Origin of the sequence: Aureimonas sp. D3 (genome assembly GCF_001463805.1) — a bacterium.
In the GTDB taxonomy this organism is placed as follows: Bacteria; Pseudomonadota; Alphaproteobacteria; order Rhizobiales; family Rhizobiaceae; genus Aureimonas; species Aureimonas ureilytica_A.
Window position 1 is genome coordinate 42,444 of record NZ_BBWM01000005.1, and the last position, 19,020, is coordinate 61,463.

General features: G+C 66.3%; 17 protein-coding genes, 3 tRNA genes and 1 riboswitch. Of the genes, 10 read left to right on the forward strand and 10 right to left on the reverse strand.

What is annotated here, in order from left to right; all coding sequences use genetic code 11:
• Window positions 1-75: 75 nt before the first annotated feature.
• Window positions 76-756, reverse strand: coding sequence for a phosphoglycolate phosphatase (gph, locus tag AUL36_RS02155; protein WP_062217510.1), 681 nt, complete (start codon window positions 754-756; stop codon window positions 76-78).
• Window positions 757-773: 17 nt separating this feature from the next.
• Window positions 774-1,268, reverse strand: a complete 495-nt coding sequence (locus AUL36_RS02160) for a MaoC family dehydratase (RefSeq protein WP_374700730.1) — start codon at window positions 1,266-1,268, stop codon at window positions 774-776.
• 167 nt (window positions 1,269-1,435) lie between these two features.
• Here AUL36_RS02160 and AUL36_RS02165 point away from each other — a divergent pair, with 167 nt between their 5' ends.
• The 4 genes from AUL36_RS02165 (at window position 1,436) to AUL36_RS02180 (ending at window position 7,925) form a co-directional block, all read left to right on the forward strand.
• Window positions 1,436-3,211: an N-acetylglutaminylglutamine amidotransferase gene (locus AUL36_RS02165; protein WP_062217513.1), complete on the forward strand. Its 1,776-nt coding sequence runs from the start codon at window positions 1,436-1,438 to the stop codon at window positions 3,209-3,211.
• 2 nt (window positions 3,212-3,213) lie between these two features.
• The gene (gene ngg / locus AUL36_RS02170) at window positions 3,214-4,923 is read left to right on the forward strand and encodes an N-acetylglutaminylglutamine synthetase (RefSeq protein WP_062217516.1); all 1,710 of its coding nucleotides are present in this window, start codon (window positions 3,214-3,216) and stop codon (window positions 4,921-4,923) included.
• Between the two features lie 10 nt (window positions 4,924-4,933).
• Complete coding sequence (locus AUL36_RS02175) at window positions 4,934-6,061, forward strand: osmoprotectant NAGGN system M42 family peptidase (RefSeq protein ID WP_062217519.1); 1,128 nt, start codon at window positions 4,934-4,936, stop codon at window positions 6,059-6,061.
• Between the two features lie 157 nt (window positions 6,062-6,218).
• Window positions 6,219-7,925, forward strand: a complete 1,707-nt coding sequence (locus AUL36_RS02180) for a methyl-accepting chemotaxis protein (protein WP_062217523.1) — start codon at window positions 6,219-6,221, stop codon at window positions 7,923-7,925.
• Window positions 7,926-7,971: 46 nt separating this feature from the next.
• On the opposite strand, the gene AUL36_RS23630 is transcribed toward AUL36_RS02180, so the two are convergent.
• Window positions 7,972-8,145, reverse strand: coding sequence for a hypothetical protein (locus AUL36_RS23630; protein WP_156418235.1), 174 nt, complete (start codon window positions 8,143-8,145; stop codon window positions 7,972-7,974).
• A 284-nt stretch (window positions 8,146-8,429) separates the two neighbouring features.
• Between AUL36_RS23630 and AUL36_RS02185 the strand changes: the two genes are divergently transcribed.
• The 4 genes from AUL36_RS02185 to AUL36_RS02200 all read left to right on the forward strand — a co-directional run bounded on the left by AUL36_RS02185 (window position 8,430) and on the right by AUL36_RS02200 (window position 11,289).
• A tRNA-Asn gene (locus AUL36_RS02185) sits at window positions 8,430-8,504 on the forward strand.
• Window positions 8,505-8,632: 128 nt separating this feature from the next.
• On the forward strand, window positions 8,633-8,848 hold the full coding sequence (locus AUL36_RS02190; RefSeq protein WP_058635098.1) for a hypothetical protein: 216 nt from the start codon (window positions 8,633-8,635) through the stop codon (window positions 8,846-8,848).
• 68 nt (window positions 8,849-8,916) lie between these two features.
• A complete protein-coding gene (locus AUL36_RS02195; protein ID WP_062217525.1) occupies window positions 8,917-9,312 on the forward strand; it encodes a hypothetical protein in 396 nt (131 codons plus the stop codon).
• Window positions 9,313-9,624: 312 nt separating this feature from the next.
• On the forward strand, window positions 9,625-11,289 hold the full coding sequence (locus AUL36_RS02200) for a peptidoglycan D,D-transpeptidase FtsI family protein (protein WP_156418239.1): 1,665 nt from the start codon (window positions 9,625-9,627) through the stop codon (window positions 11,287-11,289).
• Between the two features lie 163 nt (window positions 11,290-11,452).
• Here the strand turns inward: AUL36_RS02200 and AUL36_RS02205 are convergent.
• From AUL36_RS02205 to AUL36_RS02225, 4 genes are all read right to left on the reverse strand, one after another.
• A tRNA-Gly gene (locus tag AUL36_RS02205) sits at window positions 11,453-11,527 on the reverse strand.
• Window positions 11,528-11,714: 187 nt separating this feature from the next.
• Window positions 11,715-11,789: transfer RNA gene (locus AUL36_RS02210), tRNA-Gly, on the reverse strand.
• Between the two features lie 79 nt (window positions 11,790-11,868).
• A complete protein-coding gene (locus AUL36_RS23095; RefSeq protein WP_210168839.1) occupies window positions 11,869-12,294 on the reverse strand; it encodes a DUF2726 domain-containing protein in 426 nt (141 codons plus the stop codon).
• 236 nt (window positions 12,295-12,530) lie between these two features.
• Complete coding sequence (locus AUL36_RS02225) at window positions 12,531-13,613, reverse strand: 2'-deoxycytidine 5'-triphosphate deaminase (RefSeq protein WP_062217724.1); 1,083 nt, start codon at window positions 13,611-13,613, stop codon at window positions 12,531-12,533.
• 113 nt (window positions 13,614-13,726) lie between these two features.
• Window positions 13,727-13,804, forward strand: a riboswitch (SAM riboswitch).
• A gap of 56 nt (window positions 13,805-13,860) precedes the next feature.
• Between AUL36_RS02225 and AUL36_RS02230 the strand changes: the two genes are divergently transcribed.
• Together AUL36_RS02230 and apaG are read left to right on the forward strand one after the other, a co-directional pair.
• Window positions 13,861-15,054: an O-succinylhomoserine sulfhydrylase gene (locus AUL36_RS02230; protein WP_062217727.1), complete on the forward strand. Its 1,194-nt coding sequence runs from the start codon at window positions 13,861-13,863 to the stop codon at window positions 15,052-15,054.
• A gap of 107 nt (window positions 15,055-15,161) precedes the next feature.
• Window positions 15,162-15,554 carry a Co2+/Mg2+ efflux protein ApaG gene (gene apaG, locus AUL36_RS02235; protein WP_058601889.1) on the forward strand — a complete coding sequence of 131 codons (393 nt, stop codon included), beginning with the start codon at window positions 15,162-15,164 and terminating at the stop codon, window positions 15,552-15,554.
• Window positions 15,555-15,610: 56 nt separating this feature from the next.
• On the opposite strand, the gene AUL36_RS02240 is transcribed toward apaG, so the two are convergent.
• From AUL36_RS02240 to AUL36_RS02250, 3 genes are read right to left on the reverse strand one after another with little or no spacing between them, the layout of a single operon-like run.
• On the reverse strand, window positions 15,611-16,630 hold the full coding sequence (locus AUL36_RS02240; protein ID WP_062217536.1) for an Hsp33 family molecular chaperone: 1,020 nt from the start codon (window positions 16,628-16,630) through the stop codon (window positions 15,611-15,613).
• The gene (argF, locus tag AUL36_RS02245) at window positions 16,623-17,585 is read right to left on the reverse strand and encodes an ornithine carbamoyltransferase (protein WP_062217539.1); all 963 of its coding nucleotides are present in this window, start codon (window positions 17,583-17,585) and stop codon (window positions 16,623-16,625) included. Before argF ends, AUL36_RS02240 begins: the two co-directional genes overlap by 8 nt.
• Entirely contained in the window at window positions 17,582-18,790 is a 1,209-nt protein-coding gene (locus AUL36_RS02250; protein ID WP_062217542.1) for an aspartate aminotransferase family protein, read from the reverse strand. The genes argF and AUL36_RS02250 overlap by 4 nt, the downstream gene beginning before the upstream one ends.
• Window positions 18,791-19,020 lie beyond the last annotated feature (230 nt).

Sequence of the window (19,020 nt, forward strand, 5' to 3'; positions counted from 1 at the left end):
CGGTTTCCCTCTTGGGGAGACGATAGCGGCGAGGTGACGCACGGCGAGTCCGATTGCGGCAAAAAAGCGGCGCGACTACGCCTTGAGGCTGTGCAGCTGTCCGGGAATCTCGTCCAGCCGGTCGACCACGAGATCGGCCCCGAGCGCGTCGGCCCCCAGCGCCGTGTAGCCGCCGCGCAGCGCAACGACCTTCATGCCCGCGCCCTTGGCCGCGTCCACGTCGTTTTCGGAATCGCCGACGAAGAGAATGTTGGCCGGCTCCAGCCCGAGTTCCTGCGCGGCAAAGAGCAGAAGATCGGGGGCCGGCTTCTTGCGCGGGCCGGCGTCGCCGCCGACCACGAGGGCCATGCGCTCCAGAATGCCGAAATGCCGAAGGATATCGTCGGTCTCGGCGCGGGGCTTGTTGGTGACGACGCCAAGCTGGAAACCGGCCTCGCCCAGGATGCGCAGCGTGTCGTTGGCCCCGGCATTGAGGGTCGTGAGTTCGGTCGCGCGCGGGCCGTAGATCGACAGGTAGCGGGCGACCACCTTGTCGCGCGAGGCTGGGTCGATACTCTTGCCGAGTGCGGCATAGGCGCGCTCGATCAGCGCCTGCACGCCCGCGCCGACCATGACGGCGACCGCCTCCAGCGTGAAGGGCGGCTCGCCATAGCTCGCCATGGTCTCGTTCAGCGCGGCGTGGATATCGGGCAGCGAGTCGATCAGCGTGCCGTCGAGATCGAAGAGAACGGCTTTCGGCCAGGATGCGTCGGACATAAGGTTTATCTCCAGGCTCAGGCGGCGGGGGTCTCGATCACGGCGAGCGTGATCCAATGGGCGGTGAGTGCGGGTTTGGGCGCGTTCTCGATCTCGATGGACGCCTCCCAGGCGGACTGGACGGAGACGGCGCGCTCCGTCAGCCCGACGAGGCGGAAGCGCCCGCGCACCCGCGCGCCGGATTTCACCGGCGTGATGAAGCGCACTTTCTCGAAGCCGTAATTGATGCCCATCTTCGTGCCCACCACGCCGGGCATCGCGCCATAGGCGAGGATGGACAGAAGCGAGAGCGTCAGGAACCCATGGGCGATCGTGCCGCCGAAGGGCGTCTCGGCCGCCGCGCGTACCGGGTCCACATGAATGAATTGATGGTCGTGCGTCGCCTCGGCGAACGTGTCGATCATGCGCTGGTCCACCACCAGCCAGTCGGACACGAAGTCTTCGCCGTCGAGATACGCGCGATAGGTTTCCATCGGCACGAGGGTGGGCCCTTTGGGAGTGGTCGCGGTCATGGCCTGTCCTGAAACCTCCGTTTCGTCCGGGTCATAGAGGCTCCGGCCAGCGATGGCCACGCTTGGATCGGCCAGCCGACGGCGCTTTTTGCTGGGTTGCGGCAAAAGCCGCCCTAGCTACCGGCCCGACCAGACAACCCGAAGACATCCCACGGAAAGAAAACCTCATGTGTGGACTCTGCGGTGAGATCCGCTTCGACGGCCATTTCGCCTCCCCCGAGACGCTCAGCGCCATGGCCACCTGCCTCGCCCCGCGCGGGCCGGACGGATCGGGCATGGTCCTGCGCGGCCGCGTGGGCCTCGGCCATCGCCGGCTGAAGATCATCGACCTCACCGAACAATCCGCCCAGCCGATGGAGGATTCCGAACTCGGGCTCACCATCGCCTTCAACGGCTGCATCTACAATTATCCCGAGCTTCGGCGCGAGCTGGAGGGGATGGGCTATCGCTTCTTCTCGCATGGCGACACGGAAGTGATCCTGAAAAGCTACCATGCCTGGGGCCGGAACTGCGTGAAGCGCTTCCACGGCATGTTCGCGTTTGCCATCCACGAGCGCGAAACGGGCCGCGTCTGCCTCGCGCGGGATCGCTTCGGCATCAAGCCGCTGTATCTCGCGCAGGACAAGGACCGGCTGCTGTTCGCCTCGTCCCTGCCCTCGATCGTGGCCGCCGGCGGTATCGACACCTCGATCGACCCGGACGCGCTGCACCATTACATGAGCTTCCACGCCGTGGTGCCCGCCCCCCTCACCATCCTGAAGGGCGTGCGCAAGCTGCCGCCGGCCACGACCCGCATCGTGGAGCCGGACGGGCGCTTCTCCGACGAGACCTATTGGGCGCCCGCCTTCGCGTCCCGCCCCGAGGATGCGGGCAAGACCACGAAGGATTGGGAAGACGAGGTTCTGGAGCATCTGCGCCGCGCCGTGGAGCGGCGCATGGTGGCGGACGTGCCGGTCGGCGTGCTCCTGTCGGGCGGCGTCGATTCCTCCGTGATCGTCGGGCTTCTGGCCGAGGCCGGGCAGACCGGCCTTTCCACCTTCTCGATCGGCTTCGAAGACGCCCATGGCGAGGTCGGCAACGAGTTCGAATATTCCGACCTGATCGCGCGCCATTACGGCACCAAGCATCACCGCATCTTCGTGCCCGGCGCGGAACTCCTCCAGAACCTGCCGGCGGCGATCCGCGCCATGTCGGAGCCCATGGTCTCCTACGACAATATCGGCTTCTTCCTCCTGTCGCGGGAGGTTTCCAAGCATATCAAGGTGGTCCAGTCCGGCCAGGGCGCGGACGAGATCTTCGCCGGCTATCACTGGTATCCGCCGATGCAGGGCGCGGCCGACCCGCTCGCCGCCTATTCCAGCGCCTTCTTCGACCGCTCGCACGATGTGCTGCAAAGCCAGTTCGGGCCTCGTTGGCGCGGCGGGCGCAATGCCAGCTTCGAGTTCGTGCGCGATCACTTCGCCCTGCCCGGCGCGGACGATCCCGTCGCCAAGGCGCTGCGGATCGACAGCCAGATCATGCTGGTGGACGACCCCGTGAAGCGCGTCGACAACATGACCATGGCATGGGGCCTGGAAGCGCGCGTGCCCTTCCTCGACCATGAACTGGCGGAACTGGCCGCCCGCATTCCCTCGTTCGAAAAGCTGAAGGGCGGCGGCAAGGGCATTCTGAAGGACGTGGCCCGGCGCATCATCCCCTCCGAGGTGATCGACCGCAAGAAGGGCTATTTCCCGGTTCCGCAGCTGAAATATCTCGCCGGCCCGACGCTCGACATGGTGCGCGATACGATGGGCTCGGCGAGGGCGCGCGAGCGCGGCCTGTTCGACCCCGCCTATCTCGACACGCTCTTTGCCGACCCGGCGAGCCATATCACCCCGCTTCAGGGCTCGGAGCTGTGGCAGGTGGCGCTGCTCGAACTCTGGCTCCAGGAACAGGGGCTGTGACGATGGCGGCGCTGAAAACCGACAGCGCGCAGGCGCGCGACGTGTCCTTCGATTGCGGCTGGGGCCGGCTCTGCTTCGCGCAGACCTTCGAAGACCCCGCCCATCTCGCCCGCTCGCTGGAGGAGGAAGGCCCCGCCCGGCGCGACATCGCCTTCTATGTCTCGGAGCCGCACGTGCTTCTGGCGCAAGCACCGATCGACCTCTTCCTCGACCCATCCCATACCTACCGGCTCGATCTCGCCGCGATGAAGCCGGCCTCGCGAGCGCCCAGCGGCTTTCGCATTCGGCCACTGGAGCGCGAAAGCGACACGGCCGCCATCAACCGCATCTACCGCGTGCGTCATATGGTGGAGGTCGAGCCGAGCTTTCTCTGGTCGCAGCGCGAGGGCTCGGCGTTGCGCTATCTCGTGGCCGAAGACGAGCGCACCGGCGCGGTGATCGGCACCGTCACGGGGCTCGATCATGTCGCGGCCTTCGGCGACACGGAGAACGGCGCCTCGCTCTGGTGCCTCGCGATCGACGCGCAGGCGGTTTATCCCGGCCTCGGCGAAGCGCTGGTGCGCGCGCTGGCCGGGCGCCTGCGCTCGGACGGGCGGCGCTCGCTCGACCTCTCCGTCATGCATGACAACGCCGCCGCCATCGCGCTCTACGAGCGGCTGGGCTTCCGCCGGCTGCCCGTGTTCGCGGTCAAGCGGCGCAATCCGATCAACGAGCGGCTCTTCACCGGCGCAGCCGCCGCCGACGAGGCGCTGAACCCCTATGCGCGCATCATCGTGGACGAGGCGCGCCGGCGCGGCATCCATGCCGAAATCCTCGACGCGGACGGCGGCTTCTTCCGCCTGACCTATGGCGGGCGCAGCCTGCGCTGCCGCGAAAGCCTGTCGGACCTCACCTCCGCCGTCGCGCTCTCCATCTGCGACGACAAGAGCGTGACGCGCCGCCTCGTGGCCGATGCCGGCGTCGTGGTGCCCGAGCAGATCGCGGCGGGCGGTGACGAGGAGCTGTCCGCTTTTCTCCAGAGCCATGGGCAGATCGTGGTGAAGCCCGCGCGCGGCGAACAGGGGCGCGGCATCTCCGTCGGCGTCGAAACGCTGGAGGAGGCGAAGGCGGCGATCGAGGCCGCTCGCCGCGAATGCAAGCGTGTTCTGATCGAAAGCTGCTTTCAGGGGCGCGATCTCCGGCTCGTCGTCATCGACTTCCGGCTCGTCGCCGCCGCGATCCGCGAGCCCCCGGCCATCACTGGCAATGGCGTGGACAGCGTGCGCGAACTCATCGAGCAATTGTCCCGCCGCCGCCAGAGCGCGACCTCGGGCGAAAGCCGCGTGCCGCTCGACGCCGAGACCGAGCGGACCGTGAAGGCCGCCGGCTACGCGATGGAGGACGTGCCAGCGGAGGGCGAGCGCATCACCGTGCGCCGCACCGCCAATCTTCACACGGGCGGGACGATCCACGACGTCACCGACATCGTGCATCCGCGTCTGGTGGAGGCCGCCATTGCGGCGGCGCGCGCCATCGACATTCCCGTCTGCGGCATCGATCTCATGGTCGAGGACCCCTCGCGCGAGCCCTATGTCTTCATCGAGGCGAACGAGCGGCCGGGCCTGGCCAATCACGAGCCGCAGCCGACCGCCGAGCGCTTCATCGACCTCCTGTTTCCGCTCTCCATCCCCTCCTCCGCCCGCACCGCGCGCCTCAAACGCCGCCTGGACTGAACGCCCGACCATGGCCCGCCATTCGATCGATACCGACTATCTCGCCGCGCAGCTGCGCGCCCTCCTCGCGATCCCGAGCCCCACCGGCTACACGGACACGGTGGTGCGCTATGTCAGCGAGGAATTGCAGCGCTTCGGGCTGGAGGTGGAACTGACACGGCGCGGGGCGATCCGCGCTATCAGGCAGGGCTCGCGCCGCGCGGCAGCCCGCGCCATCGTCAGCCATCTCGATACGCTGGGCGCGCAGGTCAAGGGTATGAAATCCAACGGGCGGCTCGAACTCGTGCCGATCGGCACATGGTCGGCGCGCTTTGCGGAAGGGGCGCGGGCGACGATCTTCGCCGAGGACGCCACCTATCGCGGCACGATCCTGCCGCTGAAAGCCTCCGGCCACACGTTCAACGAGGAGGTGGACACAGCGCCCATCGGCTGGGCGCATGTGGAACTGCGCATCGACGAGATCGTGCGCACGCCGGCCGATGTCGTGAAGCTCGGCATCGATGTGGGCGATACGGTCGCCATCGACCCGCAGCCTGAATTCCTCGACAATGGCTTCATCGTCTCGCGCCATCTCGACAACAAGGCCGGCGTCGCGGTGATGCTGGCCGCTCTGGAAGCGATGGAGCGCGCGGGCTCCAAGACGCCGGTGGATATCCACTGGCTCTTCACCATTGCGGAGGAGGTCGGCGTCGGCGCGGCCTCGATCCTGAAGCCCGAGGTCGCCTCCATGGTGGCGGTGGACAATGGCACCAGCGCGCCGGGGCAGAACTCCTCCGAATTCGGCGTGACGGTCGCCATGGCCGACCAGACCGGCCCCTTCGACTATCATCTGACGCGCAAGCTCGTGCGCCTCTGCCGCGACGAGGACATCCGCTTCCAGAAGGACGTCTTCCGCTATTATCGCTCGGATTCGGCTTCCGCCGTCGAGGCCGGGCATGATGTGCGCACGGCCCTCGTCACCTTCGGCGTCGATGCCTCGCATGGCTGGGAGCGCATCCACATGCACGCCCTGCGCTCGCTGGCCGAGCTTCTCACCGCCTATGCGGTCTCAGCCTTGGAGATCGAGCGCGACCTGAAGCAGAGCGGCGATCTCGCCGGCTTCACCCGGCAGCCCCTGGCTGAAGCAGGAGACGAATGAGCGCGCGAATGTTTGGGTAACGATAAATGCGTCTTAGGTATCATTTTTGAACCACACAACCCTGCCCTTCATACCGATGAAACCCTAGCGCCTGTTTTATCGAGGAACTGGACCGCACCGATCCGCCGGGTGCGCATTCTCGATACGAAGGCTCTACATGGCCCACCTTCCGCGACTGACGGTTCGCCTGAAAATGACGATGCTGCTCCTGAGCGGTCTTCTCATCTTATCGTTGGCCAATTTCTGGCAGGTCCGCGACAGGATGATGAAGGACGCCGAAGAGAAAGCTGGCGCGCAGCAGACGACCAATATGAATATCGCATGGGATGTGTTGCACCACTATGGTCAGGACTTCCGCATGGTGGACGGGCAACTCTTCGTCAGCCAGCAGAAGCTCGATGGTTTTTTCGAGCCGGTGGATCAGATCAAGGCGCTGGTCGGCGGCGTCGCCACGGTGTTCTCCGGCGATACGCGGGTTTCCACCAATGTCGTGAAGGCGGACGGAACGCGTGCAGTCGGCACCAAGTTGACCGCCGCCCCCGTCATCGAGGCCGTTCTGAAAAACGGCCAGCCCTACCGGGGCAAGGCCGATATTCTCGGGCAGCCGTTCTATACGGCCTATGATCCGATCAAGGATGCCTCGGGCCAGACGATCGGCGTCCTGTTCGTCGGCGTCGCGCAGGACCATTTCCTAGCGGGTTTGAACGGACTTCTGGTCACGCTGGCCGGAACCAACGCCGCAATTCTCGTGGGTGTCGGAGTTCTCGCCTATTTCGCCATCGGCCCGATGCTTCGCCCCTTGCGCCTTCTGCGCGAGGACGTGCTCCACATGGCGGCGGGCGATCTGGCGCGGGGCGTGCGTCTGTCCAAGGGCCGCGACGAGATCGCGGATCTGCAGCGCGCCATGAGCGACATGACGGCGAAACTCTCCGAAACCGTCTCGGGTGTACGCGCCTCGTCCTCGCTGGTGGCCGCCGGCTCGGCCCGTTCGGCCGAAACCGCCGAAAAACTCTCGTCCGGTTCGACCGAGCAGGCCGCCGCCTCCGAACAGGCATCCGCCGCGATCGAAGAAATGACGGCCAATGTCCGCCAGAACGCCGAAAACGCCTCCACCACCGAGAAGATCGCGGCCCAAGCTGCCGAACATGCCGGCACGACGGGCGAAGCGGTGGCGCAATCGACGAAGGCCATGCGTGAGATCGCCGAGAAGATCGCCGTGGTGCAGGAGATCGCGCGTCAGACCGACCTGCTCGCGCTGAATGCGGCCATCGAGGCGGCCCGCGCCGGGCAGCATGGAAAGGGTTTTGCGGTGGTCGCCTCGGAAGTGCGCAAGCTCGCCGAGCGCAGCCAGGCCACCGCGACCGAGATCGGCACGCTCTCCACCCGCACGCTGGTGGTCGCCGAAGATGCGGGCCTGCGTCTGGAGCGGCTGGTGCCGGATATCCGGCGCACCGCGGAACTGGTCTCGGAAATCTCCGCTGCCTGCCGCGAGCAGTCCATCGGCATCGAGCAGATCAACCAGGCGATCAGCCAGCTGGATCAGGTGACGCAGGCCAATGCCGGCGCGGCAAGCGACATGACGGCCACGGCCGACCATCTCGCCTCCGAAGCGGGCCGCCTCGAAGAGCGCGCCGGTTTCTTCCGACTGTCGGAGGAAGAGCGCGAGCGGCTGCGCGAAGTGGAGGCACAGGAAATCGCCGCCACCAATCGCCAGATCGAACAGAATAAGTTGAAGGCCGCGCAGCGAAGCGCCTCCGCCGCACCGTCCCGCAAGCTGTCCACCCTTCGTCGCGCCGCCGGCCCGGCCATGCTGGATCTCGACGCCGAAGAGCACGAACCGGGTTTCGAGCGCCTGAGCGCCTGACAGACTTTCCCAAAAACGGCCGCCTTCGCAGAGGCCGTTTCCCTGTTCAGCTGGAGCGAACGTCTCCGGTCACGAACGGGTTGCCGTCGCTTTTCGGTTCATCGCGCCCGCGCTGGTCGCTGGGCTCCAGATCGCCGGGCGTCTTCGAAGGCGAGGCATCGTCCATCTGTGCCTCGCGCGACTCGTCTTCCGGCCCGACACGCTTCCTGTTGTCGTTCATGCCCAAATCCTTCCTTGGTTTTCAGGGAAAGGCCGGCGCGTCTTTTGGGTTCCGCCGACGCCCCGAACCCATGCCGTCGGGAACGTCCCGACAGACGCGCGCTGGACATCACGCGGTCGGGGGAGCATGTTGCACGTGCTAAGTCCTCCCACGGATCGGCCTTGGTCGCGTTTCCCGACTGCTCTGTCAGGGTCTCGTGGCCGCCCATGTTTCTTCATCGCGCTGGCATGAAAATGTCATTTTGCGATTGCTCTCCTGCCGGTTTCTTGGTACGAGCGCGTCATTCCCCGGTAGCTCAGTGGTAGAGCAATCGACTGTTAATCGATCGGTCGCTGGTTCGAATCCGGCCCGGGGAGCCACCCTCCACAGATCACCATCGTCGAACTGCAGGACACCGCACCGACGTCGAAGTCATGCGTTCGCGCTCCGATGGAACGTGCTGGTGACCTTGCCCGTTTCTCCTCCAGATATTGCGAGGAGTGTCGCTATGACCATCGAAAGACTGGAAGACGGACGGCCGATCACCCATGGCAAGCCCATGGGTCCAAAGCTGCGCTTCGCTATTGCGGCGTTTCTGGTCGTGCTTTTCGGTGCGATGCTGAGCACGCTGATTCTGGGCGCACCGACCGCCAGCCCCAGCGTCGCGGAAATGTCCATGTCGCAGCAAAGCAGCACCCCGACCAATCCCAGCGGCAATCCGTAACGCCAGAGGGGAACGCAAAGCCCCCGCTCTTTACCTCGCCTTAACCAAGACTGCGCGAGATTGGTGCCATGTGGCTTCGTCTCGCTCGGCCCCCATACCGGATCGCCAGCACGCTCTTCGCCTTGATGGCGCTGGTGGCGATCGGCTTCGTCACATCGCCGGCGAGCTTCGCCCAAGCGAGCGCCTCGCTCGCCTTAGCCTTCGAAGTGGGCGAAACACCTGCGGATGACCACGCCGCATCGCCCGCGAACGGTCACTCGGTCGATCCTAGCGGTGCGCCATCCGACGAGCCGCATTCGCTGGATGCTCTCGCCGTTCATCCCTGGCGCCCTGCCACCAGGCCCGGCACCTCATTCCGCCAGGCTCGCACATCGCCGAGGCTGACGCCCGTTCTGGGCGGTCCCGACCGCCCGCCTCCGCGCGCGCATCCAGCGTTTCGGAGCGAAGCCAGCGAAATCGTCTGACAATCCGCGCCATGATCAGGATAGGCCGGCTGCCTTGTTTGCAGAAACAGGTGGGTCGGGCCGGGACAGGCGACAGCCGCCCCTCCTCCTGACAGGCTCGCCCGCGCCCATCCACGGCTCGGATCGGATGCGGCAAACGAGCGTTTTCGCAGACTTCCCTCCGCCAGTGCCGCCGATCGGCTTCGATCGGCCCGATGCCGCTGCGGATGCCCCAGACCCATGCCCCTCCCCTTCCTTCGACGCCTGTCCGTGAAAGCCACGCCCGAGTTCGGCTCTCGGCGACCGCCCTATGTGCGCATCCGCACCGGCTTGATGCTCGCGATCTTCGCGGCCTGCTACCTCACCATCGGCGGCCGGCTCGTGATGCTGGGCGCGGTGGAGGAAGCAGTGTCCGTCGCCTGGCCCTCGCCTCCCTCCAAGGCGCGGCCGAACCTTCTCGACCGCAACGGCCATGTGCTCGCCATGGATGTCCCCAGCGCCTCGGTCTATGCCGAGCCGCGCAAGATGGTGGATGTGGACGAGGCCGTGGAAGGCCTCCTGCGCGTCTTCCCCGATCTCGACGCCAGCGATCTGCGCCGCCGCCTGTCGAGCCGCTCGGCCTTCACCTGGATCAAGCGCACCACGAGCAAGGCCGAGCGCGACCAGCTCTGGGCGCTCGGCATTCCCGGCGTCGGCTTCCGCGACGAACTGCGCCGGCTCTACCCGAACGGGCGCGCGGCCGCCCATGTGATCGGCGCGGTGAATGTCGACAATATCGGCATTGCGGGGATCGAAAGCTGGGTGGACCGGCAGGGGCTTCAGGCGCTGCGCGGTGTGGGCCTCAATCTCGGCGGCAATCTGGAGCCGATCCAGCTCAGCCTCGATCTGCGCGCCCAGCACGCGCTGACCTCCGAATTGTCGGAGGCCGTGACGAAGTTCCAGGCCATCGCCGGTGCGGGGCTCGTCATGGACATCGCCAATGGCGAGATCATCGCGCTGGCCTCCCTGCCCGATTTCGACCCGAACGTGCCGACCGACGCGCTGAAGCCCGACCGGATCAACCGCGTCGCCGTCGGCACCTATGAGATGGGCTCGACCTTCAAGGCCATGACCACGGCCATGGCGCTGGATTCCGGCCTGTTCGATATGCGCTCGGTCGTGGACGCCAGCGCGCCGCTGCGCTTCGGGCGCTTCTCGATCCGCGACTATCGTGGCCAGAATCGGCCGCTGAACATTCCCGAATCCTTCATCCATTCGTCCAACATCGTCATGGGCAAGATGGCCATGGCGGTCGGGCCGGAGCATCACCGCACCTTCCTCAAGCGACTCGGCCAGCTCGACCGGCTGACGACGGAGCTTCCCGAAAGCGCCAGCCCGCTCTTCCCCTCCAAATGGGGCGAGCTGAACACGGCCACCATTTCCTTCGGCCACGGCATCGCGGTGACGCCGCTTCAGGCGAGCATGGGCATCGCGGCCGTCGTCAACAATGGCCGCCTCCTGCGCCCGACCTTCGTGAAGGGCGCGCCGGTGGAGGAGCGCGTGGTGGCAGAGGGCGTCGTGTCCGAGCGCACCAGCGAGGCGCTACGCTTCCTGATGCGCCTCAACGCGCGCGTCGGCTCGGCCGGCAAGGCGGATGTGGACGGCTATTTCATTGGCGGCAAAACGGGAACCTCGGAGAAGGTGGTGAACGGGCGTTATGACAGCGGCACGGTGCTGACCGCCTTCATGGGCATCGCGCCCGCCCATGCGCCGCGCTATCTCTTCATGACGGTGCTGGACGAGCCCAAGCCCCTGCCGGAAACCTATGGCTTCCGCACCTCGGGCTGGAACGCCGTGCCGGTGACGGGCCAGATCATCGCGCGCGTCATGCCGATTTTGGGCGTCGGCCCCTCCGGCACGCCGCCCCTCTCCCCCTTCCCCGCCATGGCCTCGGCCCGTGCCTGGGGCTCGAACCTCTTCGTGGGCGGCCCGCGCGTCGCGAGCGGAATCAGCTACTGACCATCGCGATGGGCGGGCTCTGAGGAGCCCGCCCATCGAAGCCGGCCCGTAGCGCAAGAGCCGAGACAAGCACAGCTCGCCAGATTTGCAAGGAAGCTGAAACGCAAAGAGCCCGATGCGATGCACATCGAGCTTGAACATGTGAGATAATATCTGGTGAGACTGGAGCGGGCGATGGGATTCGAACCCACGACCCCAACCTTGGCAAGGTTGTGCTCTACCCCTGAGCTACGCCCGCCCGCTCTGTCATTCCGCCGCTGCCCGCTGGGCCGCTGCCGATGAGCGGCTTATGCTCCATCCCGTTGCCGTTGGCAAGCGGCTTTGTGAAGAAAACACGAAACTTTCGAGACCAACCCCGACAGCGGTCGCACCATGCAAAGCGGCCTGCGCAGAGGCTGAACAGAAGCGAATTTTTGGAAAAGGTTTGGAGCGGGCGATGGGGATCGAACCCACGACATCCAGCTTGGGAAGCTGGCGTTCTACCGCTGAACTACGCCCGCGTCTCACAAAGTCGTAGCGCAAGCCCCGTGCCGACGCAAGCGGATCGAGGGTGGTCGGAGAGCGGAAAAGGAGATCGGCTTAACGCTGGCCTGTGCGCCCGGAGCGCGCCCCCCTGCCTGGCTCCACATGTCCCAGCGCCGCGTCGATCAGCGCCCAGGTTGCAGCGCGCCCGGCCTTGGCCGGGACTTCCGCCAAGGGGATACCAACGCGCTCCAAGACGGTACGCTTGACGCTAATACGCTCTGCCGCGTCGCCCGAAAGATCATGACCCGTGCCGTGATATTCCACGACGAGCCGAGGCTCGCCAGCTCCGTCCACGACAAGAAAGTCCACGCGCTTGCTGTTGTAGGAGCGGAAGGCGGCGCGTTGCCGCCAGTCTCTCGGGTTATAGGCGGTGCGCACGAAAGCGCCCATCGCCACCTCGAAGGAGACGCGCCAATCCGGCCGATGCTCCGCGATCCAGGCATCCAGACTGTCGAGGACACGCTGGGCTTCCTTGTTCACCGGGCGCACGGCGCGCAGGTTTGCCGCCGCGATGAAGCGAAGCTGATTGTCAGTATCGGAGAGATCGTTCTCTTCGGCAAACTGGCGACGGCGCGCTTCGTCCGCCCGCAGGGCTTTGAGCTCGCGCGCCAGAGAGGCTGCGCGCCGGCCGCGCCAGAAGGCCCAAAGCGCCAGCGCCAGAACGATGGCGCCGAGGGCAAGGTCCGTCCGCAGTCCGCCGGAGAGGAAGACGCCGCTCAGACGAAATGCTTCGACAGCTTCAACCCCTGCGCCTGATAGTTGGAGTTGAGATCAAGACCGTAGAGCCGGTCGGGCAGCGAGGCCATGCGCTCGTAGACGAGGCGGCCGACGATCTGCCCGTCTTCCAGAATGAAAGGCACGTCATGGCTGCGCACCTCCAGAACCGCGCGGCTGCCGGTGCCGCCCGCCGGGCTATGGCCGAAGCCGGGGTCGAAGAAGCCAGCGTAATGCACGCGGAACTCGCCGACGAGCGGGTCGAAGGGCGTCATTTCCGCCGCATAGGCGGGGGGCACATGCACGGCTTCCTTGGAGACGAGGATATAGAATTCGTCAGGGTCGAGCACGAGTTCGCCCGTTCCCGAGCGGTGGATCGGCTCCCAGAAGTCGAGGACGGGCTGCGCGGCGCGCTTGTCGACATCGACGACGCCCGTGTGGCGCTTGCCCCGATAGCCGACGAGCCCGCCGGCATCGCCCTTGAGATCGATCGATAGCGCGATGCCGCCACCCGAAATATTGGCGTCCGGCGCGCTGGTGAGACGCGCTTCGGCATGAAGCACGGCGAGCTCCGCTTCGCCGAGCAGCGCGTCGCCGGTGCGGAAGCGGATCTGGCTGAGGCGCGAGCCGGGGCGCACCACGATCGGGAAGGTGCGCGGGCTGATCTCGATGAAGAGCGGGCCGTGATAGCCGGCCGGCACCTTGTCGAACTCCTGCGCGCCATCGACGAGGACGCGGGTGAAGATATCCAGACGGCCGGTGGAGGATTTCGGATTGGCGGCGGCGCGGATCTCGGCCGGCAGGGCCAGCGCTTCCTGAAGCGGCACGACATAGACGCAGCCGGTTTCCAGAACCGCCCCGCCCGTCAGGTCGATCTCGTGCATCGAGAACCGCGCGAGCTTGTCGGCGACGCTGACGCCGCGCCCCGGCAGGAAGCTCGCGCGCACCCGGTAGGCCCGCGATCCCAGACGGAGGTCGAGGCTGGCCGGCTGGATCTGGTCGGCGTCGAAGGCGCGCTCGGCGCGAATGCCGCCCGCCTCGAAAAGCCCCGCAATGTCTCGATCAGGAAGAATACCGCCGCTCATGAGCGGGCCATACAGCGATATGGGCCAAAAAGCCATCTCGGCCGCCATCAACCGTCCAGCATCGTAAAAATCGGCGCTCTCGCCCGATTGATTTGTCGTAAGCGGCGGATTATGCGTGAGGCCGTGGTGATTTTGCCGGCCGGCTTGCAGCCACGTTAAACAACTCGCTAAAGGGCCGTTTCTCGAGTTCTCCCGAGCGGTCCCGAAGGCGGTGCTTCTTCCAAGCCGGCCCCTCGGAGTGATCCTCATGTCCAAGCCTGACGAGACCTCGCGCCTTCGGCCCGCCACGCAGATGGTGCACGGGGGCACGATGCGCTCCGGCTTCGGCGAGACATCCGAGGCGCTCTTTCTGACGCAGGGCTTCGTCTACCCGACGGCCGAGGCCGCCGAAGCGCGGTTCAAGGGCGAAGAGCCCGGCTATGTCTATTCGCGCTACGCCAACCCGACGACGCGCATGTTCGAAGAGCGGATGATGGCGCTGGAAGGCGCCGAGGACGCACGCGCCACCGCCTCCGGCATGGCCGCGATCTCGACCGCGCTGCAATGCGCCGTGAAGGCGGGCGATCATGTGGTCGCTGCGCGCGCCCTGTTCGGCTCGTGCCGCTACATCATCGAGACCGTGCTCGGCCGCGCGGGCGTCGCCTGTACGCTGGTGGACGGGCGCGATCTCGACCAGTGGCGCGCCGCCGTCCGCCCGGAAACCAAGCTCTTCTTTCTGGAGAGCCCCACCAACCCGACGCTGGAACTGGTGGACATCCGCGCCGTCGCGGACATCGCCCATGCGGCGGGCGCCGTGCTGGTGGTGGACAATGTCTTCGCCACGCCCCTGCAGCAGAAGCCACTGGAGCTCGGCGCCGACGTCGTCGTCTATTCGGCCACCAAGCATATCGACGGCCAGGGCCGGTGCCTCGGCGGCGTGATCCTCTCCTCCAAGGAGTGGATCGAGAAGAACGTTCAGGACTTCTTCCGCCATACCGGCCCCTCGCTTTCGCCCTTCAATGCTTGGACGTTGCTCAAGGGCTTAGAGACCCTGCCGCTGCGCGTCGCGCAGCAGACCGCCAACGCCGCGCGGCTGGCCGATGTGTTCGCGGCCTCGCCCAAGGTCGCCAGCGTCATCTATCCCGGCCGGGCCGACCATCCGCAGGCGGAACTCGTCAAGCGGCAGATGAGCGGCGGCTCGACCCTTCTCGCGATCGATCTGGCGGGCGGCAAGGAGGCGGCCTTCCGCTTCTCCAACGCCCTTCAGATCGTCAAGATCTCGAACAATCTGGGCGACGCCAAGAGCCTCATCACCCATCCGGCGACGACAACGCACAAGAGCCTGACCGACGAGGCCCGCGCCGAACTCGGCATCGGCCCCGGCCTTCTGCGCCTGTCGGTCGGCATCGAGGATGTCGAGGATCTGGTGGAGGATGTCGAGCGGGCGCTCGCCACAGCCTGACCTCAGGCGCTACCGCCTTGCGCCCGCCCTCACCGGCGGGCACACAAGGTATGAGTTCCAACGGTGGGCCGCCCGTGTGGCCCACCCTGCATCAGGCCCGACCCGTCATGTACAAGGCGACGACCCGGCATATCACCGTATCGGTAAGCCCGAGCTTCCTTCCCGAGCAATCCGACCCGGCGGAAGGGCGCTGGGTCTTCGCCTATCGCATCGAAATCGAGAACGGCTCGCGCGAGACGGTTCAGCTGCGCTCGCGCTATTGGCACATTACCAATGGCAGGGGTCAGGTCGAGGAAGTGCGCGGTCCCGGCGTCGTCGGCGAGGAACCGATCCTCTCGCCCGGCGACAGTTTCACCTATACGTCCGGCTGCCCGCTCGGCACGCCGTCCGGCATCATGCGCGGCTCGTTCCGCATGGAAACCGCCGATGGACGCGGTTTCGACATCGAAGTGCCGGCCTTCTCGCTGGACGCGCCGGAGACCCTTCGCGTCCTGAACTGAAGCGGACTTTAGGGAAGCGGCGAAAAGGAAAGCCTCTCGCCGCTTCTGAAGCCTCGTCAGCTCTGCGGCGTCTCGTCGCCGTGATCATGCGTGAATTCGTCGGGCGAGAAGCTGTAGGCTTCGCCGCAGAACTCGCAGGTCACGTTGATCTTGCCGTCCTCGACGCTCTCGGCAATGTCCTCTTGCGAGAAGTTTTCGAGAACGCCCTTGATCTTCTCGCGGGTACAGGAGCAATTGTCGCGCACCGGCGTCGGCGGAAAAACGCGCACGCCCCGCTCGTGGAAGAGGCGAAACAGAAGCCGCTCCACGCCGACTTCCGGATCGGCCAGTTCCGAGGCCTCGATTGTGCCCACCAGCGCCTGGACTTCCGTCCAGGCATCGTCTTCCTCGAACACATGCTCCTCGGCGCCTTCCGGCGCGTCGCCGCCCGGCAGATCGGGCATCCGCATCCGCTCCGGCGCGTTCGGCAGGAACTGTGCGATCAGCCCGCCCGCGCGCCAGCTTTCCTTGAAGCCGCCGGTTTCGGCGCGCCGCGCGATCTTGGCAACCGCCAGGCGCACGGTGGTCGGGATCTGCTCGGACTGGCGGAAGTAGTTTTCCGCCACCGCTTCCAGCGACACGCCGTTCAGTTCCACGATGCCTTGGTAGCGCTGCGTATGCGGGCCCTGGTCGATCGTCAGCGCCAGAATGCCGACGCCCAGAAGCGAAGGCGGATCGGCGCGATGCTCGGCCACGGCCTCGGCCAGCCGCTCGGCATCGAAGCGGGCATAGGCGCGCACGCTGGAGGGCGCGCTGTAATCCACGACGAGAAGGTCCACCGGACCATCGGTCTGCGTCTGCGCGATGAACTTGCCGTCGAACTTCAGCGAGGTGCCGAGCAGAACGGTGAGCACGATCATCTCGGCCAGAAGCTGCGAGACCGGCGCGGGATAGTCGTGCCGCGCCAGAATCTGATCCACCATCGCGCCGAGTTGGACGGCGCGACCGCGCGCGTCCAAAGCCTCGACCGCGAAGGGAACCACCGCGTCGTCGCCGGCAAAGCCGATGTCGCCAAGCTCGAGCGAGGAATCAGCCATGCGATGCGACATCCCCGAAGACCCAGGCGAGGATCGACTTCTGGGCATGAAGCCGGTTCTCGGCCTCGTCGAAGACCACCGATTGCGGCCCGTCGATCACCGCATCCGTCACTTCCTCGCCGCGATGGGCGGGGAGGCAATGCATGAAGAGCGCTTGCGGGTTGGCGTGCGACATGAGCCGCTCGTTCACCTGATAGGGCAGGAACACATTGTGTCCGCGCGCCTGATCCTCGCGCCCCATGGATACCCAGGTGTCGGTGACGACGCAATCGGCGCCCGACACGGCCTCCACCGGATCATGCGTCAGATGCAGCCGGGTGCCGGCCTCGCGGGCCGCCGCGACATAGCGCGGATCGGGCTCGGAGCCTTCGGGCGTGGCAATGCGAAGCGAGAAATCGAAGCGGCCGGCCGCCTCGATCAGCGAGTTCAGGACGTTGTTGCCGTCGCCCGACCAGGCGAAGGTCTTGCCCTGCACCGGCCCGCGATGCTCTTCGAAGGTGAGGAGATCGGCCATGATCTGGCAGGGATGCGTGTCATCGGTCAGCGCGTTGATGACAGGCACGGTCGCCGCCTCGGCCATTTCGAGAAGGCGCGAATGCTCGGTTGTGCGGATCATGATCGCGTCGACATAGCGCGACAGGACGCGCGCCGTGTCGGCGATCGTCTCGGCGCGGCCGAGTTGCATCTCCGAGCCCGACAGGAACAGCGTCTCGCCGCCGAGCTGGCGCATGGCGACGTCGAAGGAAACGCGGGTGCGCGTCGAGGGCTTCTCGAAGATCATGGCGAGCATCCGCCCTTCGAGCGGACGCGCGCCCTTGCGGCCCAGCGCCTTGCGCTCGCGCGCATCCTTGAGGATGGCGCGCAGATCGCCCGGCGTGGTGCAGGAGAGGTCGATGAAGTGCCGCACCGACGAGGCGTCGGCGGGCGATGCGATGGCCGCGGAAAGGGAACTCATGCCGCGCTGCTTTCGGACTGGGACTGGGACAGATCGGCGACGGCGGCTTCCAGCCGGCCCATCGCCTCGCGGATTTCGGCTTCGTTGACATTGAGCGGCGGCAGGAAGCGCACGACATTGTCGCCGGCAGGCGCAGCGAGCATGGCGTGGCTGCGCAGCGCCTCGATCAGCTGCGTGTTCGGCACCACCATCTTGAGACCGATCAGAAGCCCCTCGCCGCGCACTTCGGCGACGACATCGGGATAGCGATCCGCCAGCGAGGCGAGGCTCTGCTTGAAGAGAAGCGCGTTGCGGCGAACCTCTTCCAGGAAGCCATCGGCCAGAACCACGTCGAGCACGGCATTGCCGACGGCCATGGCGAGCGGATTGCCGCCGAAGGTCGTACCATGGGTGCCCGGCGTCATGCCCTTGGCGGCCTCGGCCGTGGCAAGGCACGCGCCGAGCGGGAAGCCGCCACCAATGCCCTTGGCCGAGGCCAGGATGTCGGGCGCGACGCCGGAATTCTCATAGGCATAGAAACGCCCGGTGCGGCCAACGCCGGTTTGCACCTCGTCATAAACGAGAAGCAGGCCATGCTCGTCGCAGAGCTGGCGCAGGAGCTTCAGGAAGCCCGTCTCGACGGTGCGAATACCGCCCTCGCCCTGGATCGGCTCGATCAGGATCGCGGCCGTCTCCGGGCCGATGGCCGCGCGCAGCGCCGCCTCGTCACCGAAGGGCACCTGATCGAAGCCCTCGACCTTGGGGCCGAAGCCTTCCAGATATTTGGCCTGACCGCCGGCGGCGATGGTCGCCAGCGTGCGCCCGTGGAACGCGCCCTCGAAGGTCACGATACGGAACCGCTCGGGATGGCCCGATACGTACTGATAGCGCCGCGCCGTCTTGATGGCGCATTCCAGCGCTTCCGCACCCGAATTGGTGAAGAACACCTTGTCGGCGAAGGACGCCTCGACCAGCCGCTGACCCAGCGTCTCCTGCCCCGGCACGTGGAACAGGTTGGACGTGTGCCAGAGTTTGCCGGCCTGCTCGGTGAGGGCCGCCACGAGATGGGGATGGGCATGGCCGAGCGAGTTCACGGCGATGCCGCCGGTGAAGTCGAGGAAGGTCCGCCCGTCGCTCGTGTGCAGCCAGACGCCCTCTCCTCGCTCCACGCGAATGTCCGCGCGCGCGAATGTGGCAAACAGCGGATTATCGTGGAACTCGGCCATGGCGATACTTCTCGTTGGCATGGACATTGGCGATGACGGCGGCCCGACAGGCGGCCGGAGCGGGCGAAATCGAAGTGCCTCGCAAGGGCCAGCCTATACCATGGGGACGGCGCGAATTGTCAACGAAAGCCGAAGTTTCGGCACGTGGGGCCTGCAAGGACTTCCGCGCGCGTCATTCTTCCGCCATAAGCTGTTGAAAAGCGGATGAAATGATTCGGGCGACGGCAAGG

Coding starts and splice junctions, on each gene's coding strand:
- gph (WP_062217510.1), bottom strand. CDS start 756: ATGTCCGACGCATCCTGGCCGAAAGCCGTTCTCTTCGATCTCGACGGC.
- AUL36_RS02160 (WP_374700730.1), bottom strand. CDS start 1,268: ATGACCGCGACCACTCCCAAAGGGCCCACCCTCGTGCCGATGGAAACC.
- AUL36_RS02165 (WP_062217513.1), top strand. CDS start 1,436: ATGTGTGGACTCTGCGGTGAGATCCGCTTCGACGGCCATTTCGCCTCC.
- ngg (WP_062217516.1), top strand. CDS start 3,214: ATGGCGGCGCTGAAAACCGACAGCGCGCAGGCGCGCGACGTGTCCTTC.
- AUL36_RS02175 (WP_062217519.1), top strand. CDS start 4,934: ATGGCCCGCCATTCGATCGATACCGACTATCTCGCCGCGCAGCTGCGC.
- AUL36_RS02180 (WP_062217523.1), top strand. CDS start 6,219: ATGGCCCACCTTCCGCGACTGACGGTTCGCCTGAAAATGACGATGCTG.
- AUL36_RS23630 (WP_156418235.1), bottom strand. CDS start 8,145: ATGAACGACAACAGGAAGCGTGTCGGGCCGGAAGACGAGTCGCGCGAG.
- AUL36_RS02190 (WP_058635098.1), top strand. CDS start 8,633: ATGACCATCGAAAGACTGGAAGACGGACGGCCGATCACCCATGGCAAG.
- AUL36_RS02195 (WP_062217525.1), top strand. CDS start 8,917: ATGTGGCTTCGTCTCGCTCGGCCCCCATACCGGATCGCCAGCACGCTC.
- AUL36_RS02200 (WP_156418239.1), top strand. CDS start 9,625: ATGCTCGCGATCTTCGCGGCCTGCTACCTCACCATCGGCGGCCGGCTC.
- AUL36_RS02225 (WP_062217724.1), bottom strand. CDS start 13,613: ATGAGCGGCGGTATTCTTCCTGATCGAGACATTGCGGGGCTTTTCGAG.
- AUL36_RS02230 (WP_062217727.1), top strand. CDS start 13,861: ATGTCCAAGCCTGACGAGACCTCGCGCCTTCGGCCCGCCACGCAGATG.
- apaG (WP_058601889.1), top strand. CDS start 15,162: ATGTACAAGGCGACGACCCGGCATATCACCGTATCGGTAAGCCCGAGC.
- AUL36_RS02240 (WP_062217536.1), bottom strand. CDS start 16,630: ATGGCTGATTCCTCGCTCGAGCTTGGCGACATCGGCTTTGCCGGCGAC.
- argF (WP_062217539.1), bottom strand. CDS start 17,585: ATGAGTTCCCTTTCCGCGGCCATCGCATCGCCCGCCGACGCCTCGTCG.
- AUL36_RS02250 (WP_062217542.1), bottom strand. CDS start 18,790: ATGGCCGAGTTCCACGATAATCCGCTGTTTGCCACATTCGCGCGCGCG.